This is a genomic window from Terrabacter sp. LjRoot27 (genome assembly GCF_964254175.1).
In the GTDB taxonomy this organism is placed as follows: Bacteria; Actinomycetota; Actinomycetes; order Actinomycetales; family Dermatophilaceae; genus Terrabacter.
This window is the reverse complement of the sequence record NZ_CAXUSS020000001.1, coordinates 4,103,431-4,120,037: the sequence shown is the minus strand read 5'-3', so window position 1 is coordinate 4,120,037 and position 16,607 is coordinate 4,103,431. Positions and strand designations below refer to the sequence as shown.

General features: G+C 72.8%; 14 protein-coding genes. 6 read left to right on the top strand and 8 right to left on the bottom strand.

The window, feature by feature from the left end:
- The first annotated feature begins 56 nt into the window (after positions 1–56).
- A complete protein-coding gene (locus tag ACSQ2D_RS18985; RefSeq protein WP_435987467.1) occupies positions 57–1,595 on the top strand; it encodes a DEAD/DEAH box helicase in 1,539 nt (512 codons plus the stop codon).
- Between the two features lie 150 nt (positions 1,596–1,745).
- On the opposite strand, the gene paaI is transcribed toward ACSQ2D_RS18985, so the two are convergent.
- Together paaI and ACSQ2D_RS18975 are read right to left on the bottom strand one after the other, a co-directional pair.
- Positions 1,746–2,198, bottom strand: a complete 453-nt coding sequence (paaI, locus tag ACSQ2D_RS18980) for a hydroxyphenylacetyl-CoA thioesterase PaaI (RefSeq protein WP_435987466.1) — start codon at positions 2,196–2,198, stop codon at positions 1,746–1,748.
- A complete protein-coding gene (locus ACSQ2D_RS18975) occupies positions 2,195–3,415 on the bottom strand; it encodes a 3-hydroxyacyl-CoA dehydrogenase NAD-binding domain-containing protein (RefSeq protein WP_435987465.1) in 1,221 nt (406 codons plus the stop codon). The genes paaI and ACSQ2D_RS18975 overlap by 4 nt, the downstream gene beginning before the upstream one ends.
- A 104-nt stretch (positions 3,416–3,519) precedes the next feature.
- Here ACSQ2D_RS18975 and paaN point away from each other — a divergent pair, with 104 nt between their 5' ends.
- Both paaN and ACSQ2D_RS18965 read left to right on the top strand, forming a co-directional pair.
- Positions 3,520–5,244, top strand: a complete 1,725-nt coding sequence (paaN, locus tag ACSQ2D_RS18970) for a phenylacetic acid degradation protein PaaN (protein WP_435987464.1) — start codon at positions 3,520–3,522, stop codon at positions 5,242–5,244.
- Positions 5,245–5,287: 43 nt separating this feature from the next.
- Positions 5,288–6,628 carry an MFS transporter gene (locus tag ACSQ2D_RS18965; protein ID WP_435987463.1) on the top strand — a complete coding sequence of 447 codons (1,341 nt, stop codon included), beginning with the start codon at positions 5,288–5,290 and terminating at the stop codon, positions 6,626–6,628.
- A gap of 82 nt (positions 6,629–6,710) precedes the next feature.
- On the opposite strand, the gene ACSQ2D_RS18960 is transcribed toward ACSQ2D_RS18965, so the two are convergent.
- A complete protein-coding gene (locus ACSQ2D_RS18960) occupies positions 6,711–7,364 on the bottom strand; it encodes a TetR/AcrR family transcriptional regulator (RefSeq protein ID WP_435987462.1) in 654 nt (217 codons plus the stop codon).
- Between the two features lie 146 nt (positions 7,365–7,510).
- Here ACSQ2D_RS18960 and ACSQ2D_RS18955 point away from each other — a divergent pair, with 146 nt between their 5' ends.
- Positions 7,511–7,891 carry a VOC family protein gene (locus ACSQ2D_RS18955; protein ID WP_435987461.1) on the top strand — a complete coding sequence of 127 codons (381 nt, stop codon included), beginning with the start codon at positions 7,511–7,513 and terminating at the stop codon, positions 7,889–7,891.
- A 23-nt stretch (positions 7,892–7,914) separates the two neighbouring features.
- On the opposite strand, the gene ACSQ2D_RS18950 is transcribed toward ACSQ2D_RS18955, so the two are convergent.
- The 3 genes from ACSQ2D_RS18950 to ACSQ2D_RS18940 all read right to left on the bottom strand — a co-directional run bounded on the left by ACSQ2D_RS18950 (position 7,915) and on the right by ACSQ2D_RS18940 (position 12,860).
- Positions 7,915–8,295, bottom strand: coding sequence for a DUF1304 domain-containing protein (locus ACSQ2D_RS18950; RefSeq protein WP_435987460.1), 381 nt, complete (start codon positions 8,293–8,295; stop codon positions 7,915–7,917).
- 373 nt (positions 8,296–8,668) lie between these two features.
- Positions 8,669–11,662 carry an AAA family ATPase gene (locus tag ACSQ2D_RS18945; RefSeq protein ID WP_435987459.1) on the bottom strand — a complete coding sequence of 998 codons (2,994 nt, stop codon included), beginning with the start codon at positions 11,660–11,662 and terminating at the stop codon, positions 8,669–8,671.
- 1 nt (position 11,663) lies between these two features.
- Positions 11,664–12,860 carry an exonuclease SbcCD subunit D gene (locus ACSQ2D_RS18940; protein ID WP_435987458.1) on the bottom strand — a complete coding sequence of 399 codons (1,197 nt, stop codon included), beginning with the start codon at positions 12,858–12,860 and terminating at the stop codon, positions 11,664–11,666.
- Between the two features lie 121 nt (positions 12,861–12,981).
- Between ACSQ2D_RS18940 and ACSQ2D_RS18935 the strand changes: the two genes are divergently transcribed.
- Positions 12,982–13,698 (top strand): RibD family protein, encoded by a 717-nt coding sequence (locus ACSQ2D_RS18935; RefSeq protein WP_435987457.1) that lies wholly within the window; start codon positions 12,982–12,984, stop codon positions 13,696–13,698.
- Between the two features lie 85 nt (positions 13,699–13,783).
- Here the strand turns inward: ACSQ2D_RS18935 and ACSQ2D_RS18930 are convergent, their stop codons facing one another.
- Both ACSQ2D_RS18930 and ACSQ2D_RS18925 read right to left on the bottom strand, forming a co-directional pair.
- Positions 13,784–14,161: a phage holin family protein gene (locus ACSQ2D_RS18930; protein ID WP_435987456.1), complete on the bottom strand. Its 378-nt coding sequence runs from the start codon at positions 14,159–14,161 to the stop codon at positions 13,784–13,786.
- A 4-nt stretch (positions 14,162–14,165) separates the two neighbouring features.
- Positions 14,166–15,254 (bottom strand): 6-phosphofructokinase, encoded by a 1,089-nt coding sequence (locus ACSQ2D_RS18925; protein ID WP_056774416.1) that lies wholly within the window; start codon positions 15,252–15,254, stop codon positions 14,166–14,168.
- Positions 15,255–15,400: 146 nt separating this feature from the next.
- Between ACSQ2D_RS18925 and hisC the strand changes: the two genes are divergently transcribed.
- Positions 15,401–16,558 carry a histidinol-phosphate transaminase gene (gene hisC / locus ACSQ2D_RS18920; protein ID WP_435987455.1) on the top strand — a complete coding sequence of 386 codons (1,158 nt, stop codon included), beginning with the start codon at positions 15,401–15,403 and terminating at the stop codon, positions 16,556–16,558.
- The last annotated feature ends 49 nt before the right edge of the window (positions 16,559–16,607 follow it).

Genomic DNA, 16,607 nt, shown 5'->3' with positions numbered 1-16,607 from the left:
CTGAGGCCCTTCGCGCCGGGCAGAACGACCGCTTCCACTTTTTGGAGTACCCACCTGTGTCCACTGACACGAACTTCGCCGTTCTCGGCGTGCCCGCCGACCTCGTCACGATCCTCGACGGTCTCGGCATCACCACCCCGACCCCCATCCAGGCCGCGACGCTGCCCGACTCCCTGGCCGGGCGCGACGTCCTCGGCCGTGGCCGCACCGGCTCCGGCAAGACGTACGCCTTCCTGCTGCCGCTGCTGACGCGCCTCTCGCAGTCGCGTCGGAGCCGTCTGGCCCGCCGTCCGCGCGCGCTCATCCTCGCCCCGACCCGCGAGCTCGTCACGCAGATCGACACCGCGATGGCCCCGCTCGCCAAGGCGCTCGGGCTCAACTCGCAGACGATCTTCGGCGGCGTCGGCCAGAACCCGCAGGTCCAGGGCCTCCGCAACGGCGTCGACGTCATCGTCGCCTGCCCCGGTCGCCTCGAGGACCTCATGCAGCAGGGCCACGTCAACCTCGACAGCATCGAGGTCACGATCCTCGACGAGGCCGACCACATGGCCGACCTCGGCTTCCTGCCGGGCGTGCGCCGGATCATGGAGAAGACGCCCCGCAACGGCCAGCGCCTCCTCTTCTCGGCGACGCTCGACGGTGCGATCAACGTGCTCGTCAACAAGTTCCTCCACCAGCCCGTGACGCACGAGGCCGACTCTGCGCAGTCGCCCGTCTCGACGATGAGCCACCACGTGCTCCACGTCGACAACGGCTCACACCTGCCGGTCATCCTCGATCTCACCGCGGCCCCCGGCCGCAAGGTCGTCTTCACGCGCACCAAGCACCGGGCCAAGAAGCTCGCCAAGCAGCTCAACGCCTCGGGAGTTCCGGCCGTCGAGCTGCACGGCAACCTCAGCCAGGGTGCCCGCACGCGCAACATGGACGACTTCCACTCGGGCCGGGCGCAGACGCTCGTCGCGACCGACATCGCCGCTCGCGGCATCCACGTCGACGACGTCGCGCTCGTCATCCACGCCGACCCGCCCGTCGAGCACAAGGCCTACCTCCACCGCTCGGGCCGCACGGCCCGCGCCGGCAACGACGGCATCGTCGTGACGATGATGCTCGACGAGCAGGTGCGTGACGTGCGCGACCTGACCCGCAAGGCCGGCATCAAGCCGACCACGACGCGTGTCCAGCTCGGCCACCCGCTCCTGACCGAGCTCGCCCCCGGCGACCGATCGTATGCCGGCGGCCTCGTCCGCGAGGACGCCCCGGCCCGCTCGGGCTCGAGCTCGAACTCGGCGTCCGGCGGCTCCGGCCGCGGCCGTGGTCGTGCGCGTGGACAGGGCGGCGGCACCACCGGTGGTGGCCGTGGCGCAGGTCGCGCGGTCGGCGAGAGCGGTCGTGGGCCCGGCGCCGGTGGCCGCGGCTCGGGCCGTGGTCGCTCCGGTCAGGGCGGCGAGGGCCAGACCGGCGGTCGCCGGTCGGCCGGCGGCGCAGGCGGCTCCGGCCGTCGTGGCGGCTCGTCGACGGTCTACACGAGCAGCAGCAGCGGCAGTGCCGCGGCGTTCTCCGCCGGCACCCGTGCCGGTGGCCGCCGCTCCCGCTGACCCACACCCTCTTTTCAACCGTCGAGAGGCCACAAACCGGGCTCAGTTTCCCCGGTTCGTGGCCTCTCGCGGTCAGGGACGCCCGGTTTGTGGCCTCTCGACGTGTGGCGGGGCTCCGGTTTGTGGCCTCTCGACGGTGGATGGTCAGGGTCAGGGGCGCTTGAGGCTGCGGCTCCGGCCGCGGAACTCGGCAATGATCTGACCGTCCGACTCCCGTCTGACCGTCACGTCCGTGATGCCGCTGCGCCCGAACGCCGAGCGCACGTGGCCCTCGGCGACGAGCACGTCACCGAGCCGGCCCGGCGCGGTGAAGGAGATGTCGGCCCCGGCCGCCACCGTGAGGCGCCCCCGCGAGTTGCAGGCGAGCGCGAAGCACGAGTCGGCCAGGGTGAAGATGTAGCCGCCGTGGCAGATGGCGTGACCGTTGACCATGTCGTCGCGGATCGCCATCCGCACGACGGCGTGGTCCTGCTCGACGACGGCGGCCTCCATGCCGAGGCGCCGCGAGGCCACGTCGTCGTCCCACATCTGCCGGGCGAACGCGACCCCGGCCTCGACGTCGTGGCCGTCCCCGCCGCCGGCGGGCAGCTGGGTCTCGCTCACGTGACGCTCCCGTCGGTCAGGGCCGGGCTCGGCCGGTAGCGACCGCCCGGGAAGGCCTCGTCGAGCTCGGCCACCTGCCGGGCGACGACGTCGAAGCCGATCTCGCGCCCCCAGGCGATGGGGCCCTTCGGGTAGCGGGTGCCGAGCTGCATCGCCGTGTCGACGTCGTCGGCGCTCGCCTCGCCGCGCGCGACGAGGTCGACGGCCTCGTTGACGAGCATCGCGAGGGTGCGAGCGAGAGGGTCGGTCGCGACCGGTCCGCCGACGAGGCGCTCGGCGAGCTCGACGTCCGGCTCGGCGCCGGTGACCGAGCCGTCGGCGGCATACGCGTACACCCCCGAGCCCGTCTTGCGGCCGAGCCGGCCCGCCTCGACGAGACCCTGCTGGAAGGCCGTCGGCGCATAGCGCTCGTCGCGCCCGGTCTGCTCCCACACCGACGTGCCGACGGCGAGGTTGACGTCCTGCCCGATGAAGTCGGTGAGCTCGAGCGGCCCCATCGGGAAGCCGCCCTTCTCGCGGAGCACCCAGTCGACCGTGGCCGGGTCGGCGACGCCGCTCTCGACGATGCGCTGCGCCTCGCCGTAGAAGGGGCGCGCGACGCGGTTGACGATGAAGCCCGGGGTCGAGCGACACCGCACCGGCGTCTTGCCCCACGCGTCCATGAGCGCGACGGCGTGCTCGACGAACGCCCGGGCGGTGCGCTTGCCGTGCACGACCTCGACGAGGCGCATGACGGGCGGCGGGTTGAAGAAGTGCAGGCCGAGCACGCGCTCGGGGTCGGGCACCTCGGCGGCGATGTCGTCGATGTCGATGCTCGACGTGTTCGTCGCGAGCACCGTCGTCGACGGCTGGTGGTCGGCGAGGTCGGCGAAGATCCGACGCTTGAGGTCGAGGTCCTCGGGGACGGCCTCGATGACGAGCCCGCACTCGGGCAGCTCCTCGATCGAGGCGGCCGGCGTGATGCGCGCCAGCACCGCCGACGCGTCGTCGGCGGACAGGCGGCCCTTGTCGACGTGCCGCGTGAGGGCCGCACCGATCTTCTCGACCGCCGCGCCCGCGGCGCCCGGCACGGCGTCGACGAGGGTCACGGCGTGGCCCGCGGTCGCCGCGACCTGGGCGATGCCGGCACCCATGGCTCCCGCCCCGATGACCCCGACCGGTCCGAAGGCGGACTCGTGGGTGTGCGCTGCGCCGGCCTCGGTGGTGTCCGTGTCCATGCTCGCCATCCTGCCGCGTGGCCCGCCCCGGGTGCGCGGCGGGCGGTCGCGGGCTGCGCGCGACGGCATACGGCCATGGTGGGGGCCGGGGCTAGCATCGACCCGTGACTGCACCGGCAACGACGCCCACCCACCCCCTCCTCGACGCGCACGCGGGAGTCCTCGACGAGATCCGTCAGGCCCTGACGAGCCGCAGCTGGTACTCCCGCTACCCCGAGTCGCCCAGCCCCCGCGTCTACGGCGAGACCGCCGCGGCCGACGGGCTCGCCGCGCACGAGGCCCACCTGGGCGGGGCGTATGCCGCCCTGTCGGGCCAGCCGACCGACGGGACGTTCGTGGGGAGCGAGGTGTCGCCCTACGGGCCGACCCTCGGGGTCACCTACCCGGCGCTCGACGTCGAGGCCGGACTCGCCGCCGCGCGCGCGGCGATGCCGGCGTGGCGCGACGCAGGACCGCAGGTGCGGGCCGCGGTGTGCGTCGAGATCGTCGACCGCATCAACAAGCGCAGCTTCGAGATCGCCAACGCCGTCATGCACACGTCCGGTCAGCCGTTCGTCATGTCCTTCCAGGCCGGGGGACCGCACGCGCAGGACCGCGCCGTCGAGGCCGTCGCTGCCGGGCTCGTCGAGCAGGAGCGTGTGCCCGCGTCGGTCGTCTGGGAGAAGCCGGGCCGCGACCGCGAGGGCAAGCCCGCGCCGACGCGGATGCAGAAGGACTACCGCCTCGTGCCGCGCGGGGTCGCGCTCGTCATCGGCTGCAACACCTTCCCGACCTGGAACGCCTACCCCGGCATCTTCGCCTCGCTCGTCACCGGCAACCCGGTCGTCGTCAAGCCGCACCCGCGCGCCGTGCTGCCGCTCGCGATCTCCGTCGAGGTCGCGCGCGAGGTCCTGGCCGAGGCGGGCTTCGACCCCGCCCTCGTCCAGCTCGCGCCCGAGGCGGACGGGCAGGGGCTCGCCAAGACGCTGGCCGAGCGCGACGAGGTCGCGATCATCGACTACACCGGCGGCCCGACGTTCGGCGCGTGGCTCGAGGAGTCCGGGGCCGCGCACGGCAAGCTCGTCTACACCGAGAAGGCCGGTCTCAACTCGATCGTCGTCGACTCCACCGACGACCTGCGCGGGATGCTCGGCAACCTCGCCTTCAGCCTCACCCTCTACTCCGGCCAGATGTGCACGGCGCCGCAGAACCTCTACGTGCCCGAGGCCGGCGTCGAGACCGACGAGGGCCACCTGTCGTTCGACGAGTTCGGTGACCGTCTCGCGTCTGCCGTCGGTCGTCTCACCGGTGACGACGCCAAGGCCGTCGAGCTGCTCGGCGCGACGGTCAACGACCAGGTCCGCGCCAACGCGGACTCCCTCGCCTCGATCGCCGAGGACGCCGACGGCCGGGTCGTGCTCGACTCCCGCCGTGTCACGCACCCGACGTGGGGCGACGCCGTCGTGCGCGCACCGGGGCTCGTCGCCGTCGACGTCGCCCGCGAGGACGTCTACACGCAGGAGTGCTTCGGTCCCGTCGGCTTCCTCATCCGGACGGCCTCGACGGAGCAGTCGCTCGCGCAGCTCGCCGACACCGTGCGCGAGCACGGGGCCATGACCGCCGCCGTCTACTCGACGAGCGACGCCGTGCTCGACGCGGCGCGCGACGCGGCTGCCGAGGGCGGGGTCGCCCTGTCCGAGAACCTGACCGGGCAGATCTTCGTCAACCAGACGGCGGCCTTCTCCGACTTCCACGGCACCGGCGCCAACCCCGCCGCGAACGCCGCCTACACCGACGCCGCCTTCGTCGCGAACCGCTTCCGCGTCATCACGTCGCGCCGTCACGTCTGAGCGGCCGGTGGTCCTCGCTCCAGCTCAGCTCGACCGGGCGACCTTGCAGCGCAAGGTGGTCCGGACCCTCGTCGGGTCCCAGATCCTCAGTGGTGTCGGCATGGCCTGCGGCATCGCCGTGGGCGCGCTCCTTGCCGAGGACCTCAGCGGCACCGAGGCGCTCGCCGGCGTCGGCACGACCGCCCAGGTGCTCGGCACGGCGCTGCTGACGATCCCCGTCGCCCGCGCGACGGCCGCCCGCGGCCGCCGCGTCGGGCTCCGGTGGGGCCTGGCCGTGGCGTTCGTCGGTGCGGCTCTCGTGCTCGTGGCCGCCGTCGTCCGGTCGTTCCCGCACTTCGTCGTCGGCATGTTCCTCTTCGGCGGCGGCACGACCGCCAACAACCAGACGAGGTACGCCGCGGCGGACCTCGCCGACCCGACGCATCGCGGGCGCGACCTGTCGACCGTCGTGTGGGCCACGACGATCGGGTCCGTCGTCGGTCCCAACCTCGTGGGCCCGGGCAAGGCCCTCGCGCACACCCTCGGTCTGCCCGAGCTGGCGGGGACGTTCCTCTTCTCGCTCGTCGGCTTCGTGCTGGCGTGGCTCGTCGTCGACCGACTGCTGCGCCCCGACCCGCTGCTCACCGCTCGCGCCCTCGACGCCGCCGACCGCGAGGAGGGCCGGCGCGCCGCCGCGTCCGCAGCGTCCGCAGCGTCCGCCGCGTCCGATGCTGCAGGCGGGGTTCAGCCTGCCGACGTCGTGGCCGACCCGGCATCCGGCGGGGTCGCCGACGTGCCCAACCACGACGGCTCGATGCGCCGCGGCTTCGCGGTGGTGCGCTCGAACCCTCGTGCCCTCCAGGCGATGCTCGTCATGGCCCTCGGCCACCTCGTGATGGTCAGCGTCATGGTCATGACGCCGATCCACATGAAGCACGGTCATGCCGAGCTCGAGGTCATCGGCTTCGTCATCTCGGTGCACATCCTCGGGATGTTCGCTCTGTCGCCGCTCGTGGGTGCCGCGGTCGACCGGTGGGGAGCGCCGCCCGTCGCCATGGCCGGCGGGGTCGTGCTGACGCTCGCATCGCTGCTCGCGTCGCGCTCGCAGGCCGGCTGGTCGGGTCTGCTGCTCGTGGCCCTCTTCCTGCTCGGGGTCGGGTGGTCGTGCACGCTCGTGTCGGGCTCGACCCTGCTCACGTCGGTCGTGACGACCGACGAGCGTCCCGCGACCCAGGGGCTGGCCGACGTGCTCATGGGCCTCGCCGGTGCCGGGGGAGGCGTGGCGGCGGGCGTCGTCGTCGGGTCGCTCGGCTACTCGGTGCTCGCGGCGGGATCGGCCGCGGTGGGCGTCGTCATCCTCGTCGTCGGAGCGGCACGCGTGAAGCGCGGTTCCGCCGTCGCGTGAGCGTCGTCCCGTGAGCGTCGTCCCTGGAAGGTCGCGGGTCGCGCGGCCGCCTACGTGTCACCAACGTGCTGGCCGAGTACACCTAGGGCTGGGCGGCGTCTGCGCCATCCCGAGGATCTTGGGGCGCGAGGGCGCCCGGCTGGTCCGCCGTGACGCCGAGGACCGTCTCGATGAGGGTCGGCACGTCGCCGGGCCGGAAGGGCGCGTCCGTCATGACGCGGCAGTAGACGATGGCGCCGGCCAGGGCGATCGCGGCCGTGTCCGGGTCGACCCTCGCCGGGAAAGTCCCGTCCGCCACGCCGTCGGCGATGGCCTGCACGAGGGCTCGCCGCCGTGTCGCCGCGTAGGCGTGGTGGAAGGCGCGGACGTCGCGGTCGTGCTCGGCTGCCTCGATCAGCGCCGGGGTGCATCCGGTGATCGCGGGGTCGGCGAAGGCACCGGACAGGTGGCGCAGCAGCTGGTCGACCCGGTCGAGCGCCGATGTCGGGACGAGGGTGGCGTCGCCGGGCGGCTGGACGTTCAGGGTCTCCAGTGCGTCTGCGACGAGCGCCAGCTTGCCGGGCCAGTGACGGTAGATGGTGCTCTTGGCCACCCCGCTGCGCTTGGCGACCGACTCGATCGTGAAGGCGCCGTAGCCCCGCGAGGCGAGCTCGGCCAGCGCCTCCCGCTTGACCACCTCGTGGGTGCGCTCGACGCGAGGGTCCGGCCGTCGCTCCGGGCGTTCGGTGCTGTTCACTGTCGGGGGTTCCTGTCCGGGTTGGGGCGGCCGTCTCTTTAATCGTACGCTGTCGTTTCGGTGTGAAACGCAACCGTTGCATAGATGACGCAGTCGGCGTAGCGTCGTCGAGGTCAGGACATCGACGAGAGACGGAGGCACGAGCCATGGCCGTCGGAGTGCGTTACATCGTCGACGACGTCGCGACCGCCGTGGGGTTCTACACCCAGCACCTCGGCTTCGACGTCGAGATGGGCCCGCTCCCGGGCTTCGCGATCCTGGTGCGGGGCGACCTGCGCCTGCTGCTCAACCAGCCCGGCGCGGGCGGTGCCGGGCACGCGGGAGAGCGGGACGGGCGATCTCCCGCCCCGGGTGGATGGAGCCGGTTCCAGCTCGTGACCGACGACCTCGACGCTGAGGTCGAGCGGCTGCGTGGAGCGGGCGCGACGTTCCGGGGCGTCATGGCCGAGGGGGCCGGGGGCCGCCAGATCCTCGTGGAGGACCCGTCGGGCAACCCGGTCGAGCTGTTCGAGCCGGCGAGCGGCTGAGCGCAGGTGAGCCTCGGGCGCCCTCAGGTGAGCAGTGTCAGGACGAGGCCGACGAGGGGCAGGGTGCCCTGCGTGAGCGCTGCTCGCACGTAGCTCCGGCCCGTCGTGACGAGGACGGCCGCGGCAGCAACCATCGAGCCGGTGCAGAACAGGACGAGGGTGCGCCCGGCCGTGTCGTGGCCGGTCCACCAGAGCACGAGGCCGAGGGCCGCGCCCAGCCCGAGGAAGAGGTTGTAGAAACCCTGGTTGTACGCCATCGGCCGGGTCACGTCGGCCGCCGCCTGGTCGGCGACGCCGAAGCGCTTCCACACCTCCGGACGGGTCCAGCCGACGCTCTCCATCCAGAAGATGAAGACGTGCAGCAGTGCGGCCAGCCCGACGAACACGCTCGCGGCGATCCTCATGCTCGGATCGTAGGCCCCGCCCCGTCGAGTGGCCCTATGACCCCACCAGCCCCCGCCCCACCCCGTCGAGTGGCCCTGTGACCCCACCACCCGCTGCCACCACCCGGTCGAGTGGCCCCGTGACCCCACCAGCCCCTGCCACCACCCCGTCGAGTGGCCCCGTGACCCCACCAGCCCCTGCCACCACCCCGTCGAGTGGCCCCGTCTCCCCACCGATCCCATCCCATCCCCTTGTCGTGTGACGACGGGGCCACTCGACGAGGGGATTGGGGCGGGCGTGTGTTTCTGCGGGGCCACTCGACGGGGGATGGGGCGGGCGTGTGTGACTGCGGGGCCACTCGACTGGGAGATGGGTGCGCCGTTGGAGTCGTGGTCAGGCGGTGATGCGCAGGGTGCTCGTGCGGTCGGGCTTGACGAGCACCTCGATGCGGTCGGCGAGGCGCGACTTCAGCTCGGTGACGTGGCTGACGATCCCGACGGTTCGCCCGCCCTCACGCAGCCCCTCCAGGGTGTGCATGACGTCGTCGAGCACGTCGGGGTCGAGGGTGCCGAATCCCTCGTCGACGAAGAGCGTCCCGAGGTCGACGCCGCCGGACTCGGCGCGCACGACCTCGGCCAGGGCGAGCGCGAGCGACAGGGAGACGTAGAAGGTCTCGCCGCCGGAGAGCGTGCCGACCTCGCGGACCTGGTTGGTGTGCATGTCGTGGACGCGCACCCCCAGGCCCGACTTGGCGTTGCCCTTCTTGGCGTCGGTGTGCTCGAGCGTGTAGCGCCCGCCGGAGAAGCGGCCGAGCTCGGTGTTGGCGGCCGACAGCACCTCGGTGAAGCGGCGGATGAGGACGTACTTCGCGAGGTCGAGGTTGAGCTGGTTGTCGCCGTTGCCCGCGACGAGCTGCCCGACCCGCACGGCGTCGGCGGTCTCGGCGATGACGGCGGCGTTGCGGGTCAGGGCCTCGCGGATGTCGGTGACCCGTCGCTTCGTGCGCGTCACCTGGTCGCGGAGGCTGCCGTGCTCGTTGCTCGCGATCTCCATGTCCTTCTTGGCAGCGGCGGCGAGGGCCTCGAGCTGTTCGATGTCGTCGAAGAGGGCGTCGAGCTGGACGTCGGCGAGCTCGGGCCCGGTGAGCCCTGCGCGCACCTGGGTGCAGGCCCGCTCGAACTCCGCGATCTCCTGGGTCTTGGCGTTGATCCACTCGGCTCCGCGGTCGGCCGCCATCCACTCGGCGACGTCGGCGAAGCCGAACTGCGCGAGGTCGGCGTCGCGGGCCGCGGTGTCCTCGGCGACGGACGAGGCAGCGACGTCACGCTGGCCCAGGGCGTCGACAAGGGCGTCGATGCGGGAGGCTCCGGCGACGAGGGCGTCGCGTCGCGCCGTGACGCTGGGGTGGCCGTCGCGGGCCTGCTCGACGACGGCGGTCTCCTCGGCGATGCGGCCGTCGAGGTCGACGACGGACTGGTCGCCGCGCGCGAGGTCGGCGCCGAGGCGGCTCGCCTCGGCGGAGAGCGTGTCGACGCGGTCGCGCAGCTCGGTCACGCGCGCCGCCCCCGCCACGACGTCGGCGCGGGCCTGGACCGACGCCGCGAGCTCGCGCGCGGCCGCCTCGGCCTGCGCACGGGCAGCGGCCACGTCGAGGCCCTCGCACCGGGCCGCGAGCTCGCGCACCTCGGACCGGAGGGCCCCGAGGGCCTCCGTGGCGGTGGTGGCCTGCTCGCGGAGCCGGACGACGCGGGACTCCTCGGCGTCGATCTGCTCGGGCGTGACCGCGTCGAGCGTCGGGTGGGCAGGGGAGGGATGCTCGACGGAGCCGCACACCGGGCACGGGTCGCCGTCGACGAGCGACAGCCCGAGCTCGCCGGCGATGCCGTCGATGCGCGCCCGGCGCAGCCCCGCGAGCGACGTCTCGGCCGACGCCAGGGTGCCCAACGCCTCGGTCGCGGCCGACTCGGCACGCGGCACGCGCGCGAGGGCGGACGCGTGCTCGACTGCAGCCTCGAGCCGGACCTTCGCCCGCTCGCCCTCGGTCGCACGGCCGTCGAGCAGAGCCGCCAGCCGGCGCGCCTCGGTCAGTGCCGCCTCGTGCGTGGCGATCGTGCGGGGCAGCGCCTCGAGCTCGGTCGTCACGGACTCCACCGACCGGCGTGTGCCGTCGAGCTGCTCGCGCAGCCGCGCCAGCTCCGCGACGCGTCCGGCGAGCGCGCCCTCGAGGACGATGGCCCCGGTCAGGGAGCCGACGACCTCACGGGCCTGGGCTGCGGCCTCGCGCAGGGCGGCAGGTCCGCGGTCGCGCAGCGCCGGTTCGACGCGAGCGCGGGCCTGCGTCAGGGCGGCCTCGGCACGCTTGAGGGTCGCCTCGGACTGGGCCAGCGTGCGCACGGCGCCGGCGACGGGACGGGCCTGGCGAGCCCGGGCCACCTCCTCGCCGAGCTGCTGGAAGGTCACCGCCTGCCTGCCGAGGTCGTGCTCCTGCTGCTGGAGCTGGATCAGCCGCTCGCGGCGCTGCATGCGCAACCGGGCGTCGCTGACCATGTCGGCCATCTGCTTGTGGGTCTCGATGGCCTCGCGGCTCGCCTTGCCCGCGTGGCGCTCGCGCGTCGTCAGCTCGTCGACGACCTGGGCCAGCTCGGCGTCGAGGGCCTCGGGCGTCGTCCGGCTCAGGGCCTCGAGCGTGTCGCGCCGCTCGGTCTCGAGACCGGCCGACACGGCGAGCGCGTGCACGGCGAGGCGGATCTCGTCGACCGCGGACTGGCGCCGCGCCTGCGCGGCTCGCCCGGCCTCGACGATCTCGTCCTGGACCCGCCGGAAGAAGGCCGTGCCGAAGACCTTCTCGAGGAGCTTGCCCTTGTCCTCGGACCGGGCCCGCAGGAAGGTGGCGAACTCGCCCTGGGGCAGGATCACGGTCTGCACGAACTGGTCGCGCGTGAGCCCGACGGCGCGGGTGATCTCGTCGTCGCAGTCGCCGATGTTGGTCGAGAGCAGCTCGCCACCCTCGAGGTCGTCGGGCGTCTGGAGGCGCCACAGCTTGATCGTCGGCTGCTGCACCGTCGTGCCGTCGCCGCGCGACTTGGGCCGCTCGAAGCGCGGCGTGCGCTGCACGCGGTAGAGCCCCGACTGGGTCTCGAAGACGAGCACGACGACGGGCACGGTGCGCGGGTCGGCGTGGTGGGAGTGGATTCGCTCGACGTCGGCCGAGGCCTGGGCGACCTTGCCGTAGAGCGCGAAGGTGATGGCGTCGATGATCGTCGACTTGCCCGAGCCGGTGGGCCCCTCGAGCAGGAAGAGCCCGGCGCGCCCGACGGTGGTGAAGTCGATGACCTCGGTGCCGGCATACGGCCCGATGGCCGTCATGGACAGGTGGTGCAGCTGCACGTCACGCCACCTCCTGCGCCTCGGCCCGGTGCTGGGCCCTGACCGCGGCCTCGAAGCCGGCCTCGAAGACGTCGACCTCGCCGCCGCTCGCCTCGGTCTTGGTGACGTAGGCGATGAAGTCGGAGCCGAGCTCGCGCGGGTCGCGCTCGCTGACGACGGTCGTGCCGGCGCGGCCGCGGTCGATCGCCCCTTCGGGCTCGTGGAAGACCTGGAGGGCGTGCGGGAAGCGGGACTTGAGGCGGTCCATGAGCGAGTCGGGGCGCACCCGGTCCGTGACCGTGACCCGCACCCAGGCGTCCTCGGCGCCGGCGAAGGCGGGGGACTCGAGCAGCTCGTCGAGGCGACCGCGCAGCGTCGCCATGGCGCGCGGCTGCACGATCTCCACCGGGGTCACGCGCGCGGGACCGGACGCGTCGAGGTCGACGAGGAGCACGACCTTCTGGTGGTCCTGCTCGGAGAAGGAGTAGCGCAGCGGCGAGCCGGAGTAGCGCACGACCGACCCCTCGGCGGACTCCGGCGCCTGCGGGCCGTGGAGGTGACCGAGCGCGGCGTAGTCGAGACCGTGGAAGACCGTGCCGGCCACCCGGTCGACGCCGCCGACCATGATCGAGCGCTCGGAGTCGCTCGGCTCGGCGCCCGCGACGAAGGCGTGCGCGAGGACCACCGAGCGCACGCCCGGCCGGTCGGCGAGGTCGGCTCGGATGCGGTCGCACGCCGCCCCGACGACGGCCTGGTGCGACCGCGGCAGCGGCTCACCGCCACCCGCCAGCGCCACCCGCGCATGGTCGGGGTCGAGGTAGGGGATGCCGTAGACCGCGGCCTGCACGCCGTCGCTGCCCTCGAGCCGGACCGGCAGGTCGAGCTGGCCGAGGTCGGTGACCATGCGGATGCTGTCGCGGAAGAGGCCCGCGCCGTAGCCGAGGCGGATCGCCGAGTCGTGGTTGCCGGACGTGACGACGACGGTCGTGACGGCCGACAGCCGGGACAGCGTCCACTCGAAGAGCTGCACCGACTCGACCGGCGGCACGCCGCGGTCGTAGACGTCGCCCGCGACGAGCACGGCGTCGACCGGGATGCCGTCGGGCGGGTCCTCGACGAGCTCGCAGATGCGCTCGAGCACGGCCGACTGCGCCTCGTGGAGGTTCACGCCGTGGAGCGTGCGCCCGAGGTGCCAGTCGGAGGTGTGGAGCAACCGCATGCCACGACGGTAGGTCCCCGCGCCGACACCCTCACAGCCGACACCCCGTGACCGCCTCGGCCGTCGGCGAACGGTCGTGCGAGCTCGCCGGGCCGTCGGCGCCGGCGCCTATCGTGCCCTCATGGAGCATCCCGTGCGTCCCAGCGTCGTCGTCTACAACCAGGTCAGCGTCGACGGGAAGGTCGTCGGCTTCGACACCCACCCCGACCGCTACTACCGCCTCGGCTTCCGCTGGCCCGTCGACGCGATCCTCATGGGCAGCACGACCGCCCTCGTCTTCGGGCCGACCGAGACCGAGGAGGACCAGCAGCGCACGCTCCCGCCGCCGAAGCGCCTTCCCGTCGTGCCCGGCTTCGAGTCGCTCGTCACCGAGCCCCGCCCGCTCCTCGTCGTCCCCGACAGCCGCGGGGTCGTGCGCGGCTGGATCCACGCGCTGGCCCAGCCGTGGTACCGCGACGTCGTCGTCCTCGTCACCCGCCACACGCCGCCCGACTACCTCCGCTACCTCGACCACCGCGGGATCGAGCACGTCGAGGCCACCGACCCCGCGACCGACCGGGTCGACCTCGCGGCAGCGCTCGAGCACCTCGCCTCGTCCCACGGCGTGCGCGCCGTCCGCACCGACGGTGGGGGCGCCCTGACGGGCGCGCTGCTCGCCGCCGACCTCGTCGACGAGATCGTCGTCCTGCTCGACCCGGTCGTCTCGAGCGACCCCGAGGGTCAGCGGCTCGTCGCGCTGCCCCACGTGGGCCCACCCGGCGGCATACGCCTGCGGCTGGATGACGTCGAGCGCTTCGACGACGGCGCGCTCCTCCTGCGCTACGCGACCCACCGCTGACCGCACAGGGTCGGTCCGGAATGCCGTGAGCCCGCCCTCCACGTGGAGGGCGGGCTCACGGAACGCGCGCTGCGGGCGGTTGGGCTCAGTCGGTCTTGATGAAGCTGAGCAGCATCGACACGAAGGTGATGATGAGGCCGCCGAAGACGGCGTCCCAGAAGAAGTGCTCGACGTGGAACGGCAGGTCGAGCTTGCCGGCGAGCCACGACGTCAGCTCGAGCATCAGGGCGTTGACGATGAAGACGAAGAGCCCCAGCGTCAGGATGATGAGCGGTAGCGAGATCAGCTTGAGGATCGGCTTGATGAAGGTGTTGAGGATGCCGAAGATCAGGGCCACGAGGACGACGGTCCAGATGACCTGACTCGTCGACCCGCCACCGAACGTGATGCCGGGGATGGCCCACGCGGCGATCCACAGGGCGACGGCGTTGATCACCGTCTGCAGCGCGAAGTTGAGGAGCATGCGCTCAGTGTTCCACGGGCGCAGGCGCATCGGCGGGAAGACCGGGGTGCTCATCGCCGGGGATCCGCGGCTGGAACATCGCGTTGAGTCGCAGCAGGTCCGGCTCGACCATCTTGAGCGAGCCGATGGCCTCGGCCACGGGCACGCGCTCGATGCGGCCCTTCTGCAGGGCGACCATCTGGCCCCACGCGCCGTCGAGGGCGGCTTCGACGGCAGCGACCCCGAAGCGGGTGCCGAGGACGCGGTCGAACGCGACGGGCGAGCCGCCGCGCTGGATGTGGCCGAGCGCGGTCATCCGGCTCTCGATGCCGGTGCGGCCCTGGATCTCACGGGCGAGGATCGAGCCGATGCCGCCGAGGATCTGGTGGCCGTACTTGTCGACCTCGGGTGCCGGGATGTCCATGGTGCCGGCCTTGGGCAGCGCGCCCTCGGCGACGACGACGATCGTCGCGAAGCGACCCTTCTTGTGCCGGTGGACGATTCGCTCGCACACCTCGTCGACGTCGAAGGGCTCCTCGGGCACGAGGGTGATCGCGGCGCCGCCGGCGAGACCGGACCAGATCGCGATGTGGCCGACGTGGCGGCCCATGACCTCGACGACGAGGACGCGGTGGTGGCTCTCGGCGGTCGTGTGCAGACGGTCGATGGCGTCGGTGCAGATCTGGACGGCGGTCTGGAAGCCGAACGTCATCTCCGTCAGCGAGATGTCGTTGTCGATCGTCTTGGGCACGCCGATGACGGGGAAACCGTTCTCGTGCAAGCGGTTGACGACACCCATCGAGCCCTCGCCGCCGATGCCGATGATCGCGTCGAGGCCGTGCCGGTCGTAGGCCTTGCGGACGCGCTTGAGGCCGTCCTCGTGGGCGAACGGCTGGTCTCGGCTCGTGCCGAGGATCGTGCCGCCGAGGGGCAGGATGCCGCGGCACCGGTCGACGTCGAGGATCTCGTAGTCGTTGTCCATGACCCCGCGCCACGCGTTGCGGAAGCCGATGACGGTGCTGTCGTACGTGACCTCGGCGGCGCGGGTCGCGCCCCGGATGACGGCGTTGAGGCCGGGACAGTCCCCGCCCCCGGTGAGGATGCCGATGCGCATGATCTGACTTTCGTGAGGCTGGGCATGAAGAAGATGTCGAGGCGGCGGTGGCGCGACGATGTGAGCCTAGCCACAGACCGGCGTCGCCGTCAGGAGAGCGTCCATGGGCCGGTCGCTCGCGTGGACACTGGCTCTACAGTTCGGGTATGACCGACAGCCCCGAGACCGTCAGCGAGAGCGTGACCGAGAGCGCCACCCCGCAGGAGGCGTATGCCGCCCCGCAGGCGTCCGACGCCACCGTCCGGCTCCGCGACGTGCTGGCCCAGATGCCCGACTACAAGCCCGGGAAGCCCGCGTCGGCACCTGCCGGCGTGACGGCATACAAGCTCTCCTCGAACGAGAACCCCTACGGCCCGCTCCCGTCGGTGCTCGCAGCCATCGAGGACGCCGCGGCCACGGTGAACCGCTACCCCGACATGGCCGTCACGGCGCTCACCGAGCGGCTCGCGAAGGCGCTCGACGTCCCGACCGAGTGCCTCGCGACGGGCACCGGCTCGGTCGCGGTGCTCGCGCAGATCGTCAACGCCGCCTGCGACGCCGGCGACGAGGTCGTCTTCGCGTGGCGCTCGTTCGAGGCCTACCCGATCGTCACCCAGCTCGCCGGCGCGAAGCCGGTCATGGTCGGCCTCGACGAGCAGGCCCGGCACCGGCTCGACGCGATGTTCGCCGCGATCACCGACCGCACCCGCGTCATCCTCGTCTGCACGCCCAACAACCCGACCGGGCCGTGCGTCCACCAGGCCGAGCTCGAGGCGTTCCTCGACAAGGTCCCGAGCGACGTCATCGTCGTCGTCGACGAGGCCTACGTCGAGTTCGTCCGCGACCCCGACGCCGTGCGCGGGCTCGACGTCTGGCGCCACCGCCCCAACGTCGTCGTCCTGCGCACCTTCTCCAAGGCGTACGGCCTCGCCGGCCTCCGGGTGGGGTATGCCGTCGCGCACCCTCCCGTCGCCGCTGCCCTCCGCAAGACGGCCACGCCCTTCGGCGTCAACTCGGTCGCACAGGTCGCCGCCATCGCCTCGCTCGACGCCTTCGACGAGCTCAACGCGCGCGTCGAGTCGCTCGTCGCGGAGCGCGACCGGGTCGTGCAGGCCCTCGGCGACCAGGGCTGGACGCTGCCCCGGTCCGACGCGAACTTCGTGTGGTTCCCGCTCGGCGGGGACTCGACGGCGTTCTCGCAGGCGTGCGCCGAGGCGGGCCTGACGGTGCGCCAGTACGGCGACGACGGCGTGCGCGTCACGATCGGCGAGGTCGAGGCCAACTCGCGGCTCATCGAGGTCGCCGAACGCTTCGGCGCCCGCTGACCGAGCCGATCGGGGCGACAATGGGCTGGTCGCGCGGGGTCGCGCGGCA